The sequence below is a fragment of the Desulfobulbaceae bacterium genome (assembly GCA_013792005.1).
Classification (GTDB): Bacteria; Desulfobacterota; Desulfobulbia; order Desulfobulbales; family VMSU01; genus VMSU01.
Window position 1 is genome coordinate 1 of the sequence record VMSU01000126.1, and the last position, 4,838, is coordinate 4,838.

Consider the following 4,838-nt stretch of genomic DNA (forward strand, 5'->3'; position numbering starts at 1 on the left):
GACCCAGAAAGGTGCCGAAGCCCAGAACCGTAACTGTTCAGCAGTGCCGCAGATGCTAGGCATCGGCCTGCGATGTGTGCTTTTCGCACATGAGCAGGCCGATAACAACGCAGATGTGGCACTGCTGGACAGTTACAATATGTGATCAGCCATCGGAAGGGTTACTCACCGTCAACTATCAACCGCAAACCGACAACCTGAGCAGTTGCCAAACAGGAATGATTGACTTCGTGAAATTGGCTGTGGTAAGCTTTGAAAAATGGCTTTCAATACAGTCATGGGTAAGAGCCAGCCCGTCGTCACCATTTTAAGGACATCTCATGAACACTATCGCAAACAACTTCATCAAAGACATAGACCGTTTGATTCCCAGACCCGATATCGCACTCGATGTCATGTCTCTAGCCAACCAGAGCGAATGTGATATTGCCGGTCTCTGCCGAAAAATCAACCAAGATCCGAGCCTGATGGCCAACATGCTTCGCCTGGCCAACTCCGCCTATTTCGGGCATATGAAGGAAATCTCTTCAATCCGCGATATCATCGTCCGCCTTGGCCTTGACAGCGTCCGAATGATTGCCATTACTTCTGCCTCGGCAGGGATACTCAAGACCCCCCAAGAAGCATACAATCTCGAACCAGGGGCCTTGTGGCGCCACTCCCATGCCACTGCCCTCTTGGCGGTCCTCATAGGCCGTCACGCTAAAATCGATGGCCTTTCAAGCCTTTACAGCGCCGGCCTTCTCCACGATGTGGGCAAGATCATCCTCAACCGGCACCTACAAGTTGAATCAATGAACCGCGGCGGCATCAACGATTACCCGACAATGCTTGCCCTTGAAAAGGCCCTACTCCATACTGATCACGCCAAAGTCGGAATAGCCTTACTCCATAAGTGGGGGTTGCCAGAAGCCATCATCGATCCCGTTGGCAGCCATCACAACCTTAGTGCTTGTCAGTATCATCTACCTCGCCAGATCATTTACCTGGCCAATCACCTGGCTGAAAGCATCGGTATCCCAAGTGGGGACGCCGAAAACTCCATCTATCTCGTCAAGGAGAGTTATGAGACCGCAGCGGACGGTTTACCGGAAATCCCTGGTTTCACAGAAAACATGGAAACTATCATCAATCTGTTTTACGAACAGTTTACAGGTGCCAGTACCCTAGAATTCACTTAGGGACGCGGAAAATACAAGGAAACCACCGATGAAATACCCTGAACGACGAATAGCATCAAGGGTTCCCGCTCAATTTCAGGTCAACTTCATCCATGATGGAGACTACCTGATTTCACACACCCGCGATATCTCCGTCGATGGAATGTTTCTTTACACCACCACGCCACCACCTGTAACTGAAAAGACGGAACTAACCTTTTCGATAGGCGATCTTCATAACGTGAAGTTCATGGCTGAAGTGATCTGGGTCAACCACACCAAATCAAAAAAAGACTCAGGTATGGCAATTCGCTTCATTGACCCTGATCCTGAATTAATCGAGTCAATTCTGACTATAGTTAAAAAGGTTGCGGTCTTCCCAATTTAAAACATACCAAAGCCACAGAGGCAGTAAAGGTTTTATCTAAAACTCCACAGGGTCTTTTTTTCCGCAGCGTTCGCAAGTCACAATGCTGTTCTTGTCCTTTGCACGCCATGGCTGACGGATGACCAGGTTTTTATAATCTTTTTTTGAGCACACCTCGCAGAGACACAGTATCGAGTCATCCTTCAATATCCACTTATACATAGTTACAATCTACCTCTGGGTTATTACCAAAAAAAGGAGAAGAGCCCGGAACGGCGCTCTTCTCCTCAATTTTACACTTAGCTTTATCGCCTTCTGATTCCTCCTTACGGAGTAATTCCCATCTCCTTCTCCTTCTGGGCAATTGACAGACGGGTCTTGATAACCGTGTCGGAAATAAGACTGATCGAATCAATACCACACTCCACCAGGAAGGTCGCAAACTCTGGGAAATCACTGGGGGCCTGACCGCAAATTCCAATCTTACGACCGCGGCGTTTGGCTGTATCAATTACCATCTTGACCATAGTTTTGACCGCATCGTTCCGTTCATCATAAATATGAGCGACCAGGTCAGAATCGCGATCCAACCCGAGGATCAACTGGGTCAGGTCATTGGAACCAATAGAAAAGCCGTCAAAGACATCACAAAAGGCATCAGCGGAAATAACGTTACTCGGGATCTCGCACATAACATAGACTTCAAGTCCGTTTTCTCCCTGCACCAGACCGAACTCACGCATCACCTCAATAACCTTACGTCCCTCTTCCGGGGTCCGGCAGAAAGGCACCATCAATTTAATATTGTTCAACCCCATCTCATTACGGACCTTCAACAAGGCCTTACACTCCAATTCAAAAGCGGGCTTATATTTCTCGTCGTAATATCTGGAGGCACCCCGCCATCCGATCATTGGGTTACTCTCCTCGGGCTCGTAAAAATGTCCGCCGATCAAGTTAGCGTATTCGTTGCTCTTGAAGTCGGAGAGACGAACAATAACGTCCTTAGGATAGAAGCCAGCGCCGATACGACCTACACCTTCAGCCAATTTATCAATAAAGAACTGTTTCTTGTCTCCAGGGTAAGCTGTGGTCTTCTCATCTATCTTCCGGACCACATCAGCTGCATCAGCATTACCGGCAGCGGCTTTTCCCTTCAAGTCGTCAAAATAGTAGAGGGCCAAGGGGTGAATTCCGATATGAGAGTTGATGATAAATTCCTCACGGGCAAGACCAACACCTTCGTTAGGGATCTGTCCCTCGGTAAAGGCCTTCTCAGGAATACCAACGTTCATCATGATCTTGGTCTTAGTTTCCGGGATATTATCCAGGTCAACCCGTTCAACTTCAAACTTGAGCAGTCCTTCATAAATATGTCCAGCCTCGCCCTCGGCACATGAAGCCGTAACCTCGACACCTGACTTAATGTTCTTGGTGCCGTTTTCAGTGCCAATAACGCAGGGAATTCCAAGCTCCCGAGAAATGATCGCAGCGTGGCAGGTACGTCCACCACGGTTGGTGACAATAGCGCTAGCGATCTTCATGATTGGTTCCCAATCCGGATCGGTCATGTCAGTAACCAGTACCTGACCCTTTTTAAAATCATGAATATCGATAACATTTTCGATAACGTTAGCGATACCTTGACCGACCTTGGCACCGACAGCCTGACCAGTGGCCAGGATCTTGCCATGCTCCTTCATGACATAGGTTTCCATGACCTTCTTGGAGGTCTGGGAGTGCACGGTTTCAGGACGGGCCTGAACGATAAAGAGCTCACCCGTGCCAACATTCACTCCGTCACCATCCTTAGCCCACTCGATATCCATCGCCTTATCATAATGATCTTCAATAATGCACGCCCACTCAGAAAGTTTAAGGATTTCATCGTCATTTATGACATAACTTCCACGTTCTGCTGGTGTGGTCGGGATGTTTTTAACCGGCTCCTTAGCACCCGGATCGGTATTGTAAATCATCTTGATCTCTTTACTGCCGACACGCTTTCCTACAATCGGACGCTTACCCTGCTTTAAGGTGGGTTTAAACACATAGAACTCATCTGGATTGACTGCGCCTTGAACGACATTTTCTCCTAACCCCCATGCTCCGGTCAGGAACACGGCATTGGTGAAGCCGCTCTCTGTGTCGATGGAGAATATAACACCTGAAGAGGCGGAATCACTCCGGACCATCTTCTGGATCGTGATGGAGAGATAAACATCAAATTGACCAAACCCTTTGTCGTGTCGATAAGAGATAGCGCGGTTGGTAAAAAGGCTGGCAAAACACTTACGACAATTGTCAATTACTGCATCGATGCCAGAAATGTTCAAGTAAGTTTCCTGCTGACCGGCAAATGAGGCATCAGGCAGGTCTTCGGCAGTGGCGGAAGAACGAACAGCGACCGGGGTATTGGGACCATACTCGGCTTCCATCTTAGTATACGCTTCTGCAATGGCTTGGCGAAGATCATCCGGAAACTTGGCCGTACGAATAATATCTCGAGCCTTCTCTCCACGTTCCTGCAGATTGTAAAGATTATGAGTGTCAAGCCCGGCCAAAGCATCTTCAATAGCCTGGGCGATGCCGGCTGTCTTCAAGAGATGGCGATAGGCATACGCTGTGATGGCGAAACCATGGGGTACGGCAACTCCCTTCGATGTGAGCTTCTGATACATCTCACCCAAAGAAGCATTCTTGCCACCAACCAGCGGTACATCCTCTATGCCGATTTCATCAAACCAGAGAATTAATTTTTCGTCATGTTTTTCGGACATCTCCATCTCCCATCATAAAAGTTGATATATTTCATTAAGAAATTCACAATTACCAAACCAGAATTTACCACTTCGAATCGCTTCTCTCTGTCCAACAAAACCAAAGTTACAAGAATTGTTAGACTATATTATAAAGGCATGTATCAGGTCAACTTAAAATATAGCCTATGGCGAGGGGGGCACCTGTGTTTAAACAAAAAAAATTCCCTTGAGCCACCCCATTTCCCTTATCTTTGATCAATAAATTACAACCACAACGTGGGAATAAACACTCACACCCAAAAGTATCAAAGCTCTTCGGCCATAACATCACAATTCATGATCAGCAGTTGGTGATCCTAACCAAAAATCACTTCTGTATTATAAAATGACCCTTCAAGTATGATAACTACACAGGTTAACAGTAATCAGTTATCGGTTTACGGTTAAAAAAATCATGGTTAGTCATAAATCATCGCATGATACTCAATGTCAGTGTGTCCTCAGCCATTGACAGGACCCAATCACCGTCAACTGTAAACTGTAAACCGA

General features: G+C 47.1%; 3 protein-coding genes. 2 read left to right on the forward strand and 1 reads right to left on the reverse strand.

All coding sequences use genetic code 11. The annotated features are described in order from the left end of the window. The first annotated feature begins 320 nt into the window (after nucleotides 1-320). Both FP815_07375 and FP815_07380 read left to right on the forward strand, forming a co-directional pair. Nucleotides 321-1,181, forward strand: coding sequence for an HDOD domain-containing protein (locus FP815_07375; GenBank protein MBA3014761.1), 861 nt, complete (start codon nucleotides 321-323; stop codon nucleotides 1,179-1,181). A 28-nt stretch (nucleotides 1,182-1,209) separates the two neighbouring features. Next, complete coding sequence (locus FP815_07380; protein MBA3014762.1) at nucleotides 1,210-1,548, forward strand: hypothetical protein; 339 nt, start codon at nucleotides 1,210-1,212, stop codon at nucleotides 1,546-1,548. A gap of 305 nt (nucleotides 1,549-1,853) precedes the next feature. On the opposite strand, the gene ppsA is transcribed toward FP815_07380, so the two are convergent. Further along, complete coding sequence (gene ppsA, locus FP815_07385; protein MBA3014763.1) at nucleotides 1,854-4,307, reverse strand: phosphoenolpyruvate synthase; 2,454 nt, start codon at nucleotides 4,305-4,307, stop codon at nucleotides 1,854-1,856. Nucleotides 4,308-4,838 lie beyond the last annotated feature (531 nt).

What these genes read in the sequence shown, in the direction of transcription:
- FP815_07375 (MBA3014761.1), top strand. Translation starts at nt 321, where the DNA reads ATGAACACTATCGCAAACAACTTCATCAAAGACATAGACCGTTTGATT.
- FP815_07380 (MBA3014762.1), top strand. Translation starts at nt 1,210, where the DNA reads ATGAAATACCCTGAACGACGAATAGCATCAAGGGTTCCCGCTCAATTT.
- ppsA (MBA3014763.1), bottom strand. Translation starts at nt 4,307, where the DNA reads ATGTCCGAAAAACATGACGAAAAATTAATTCTCTGGTTTGATGAAATC.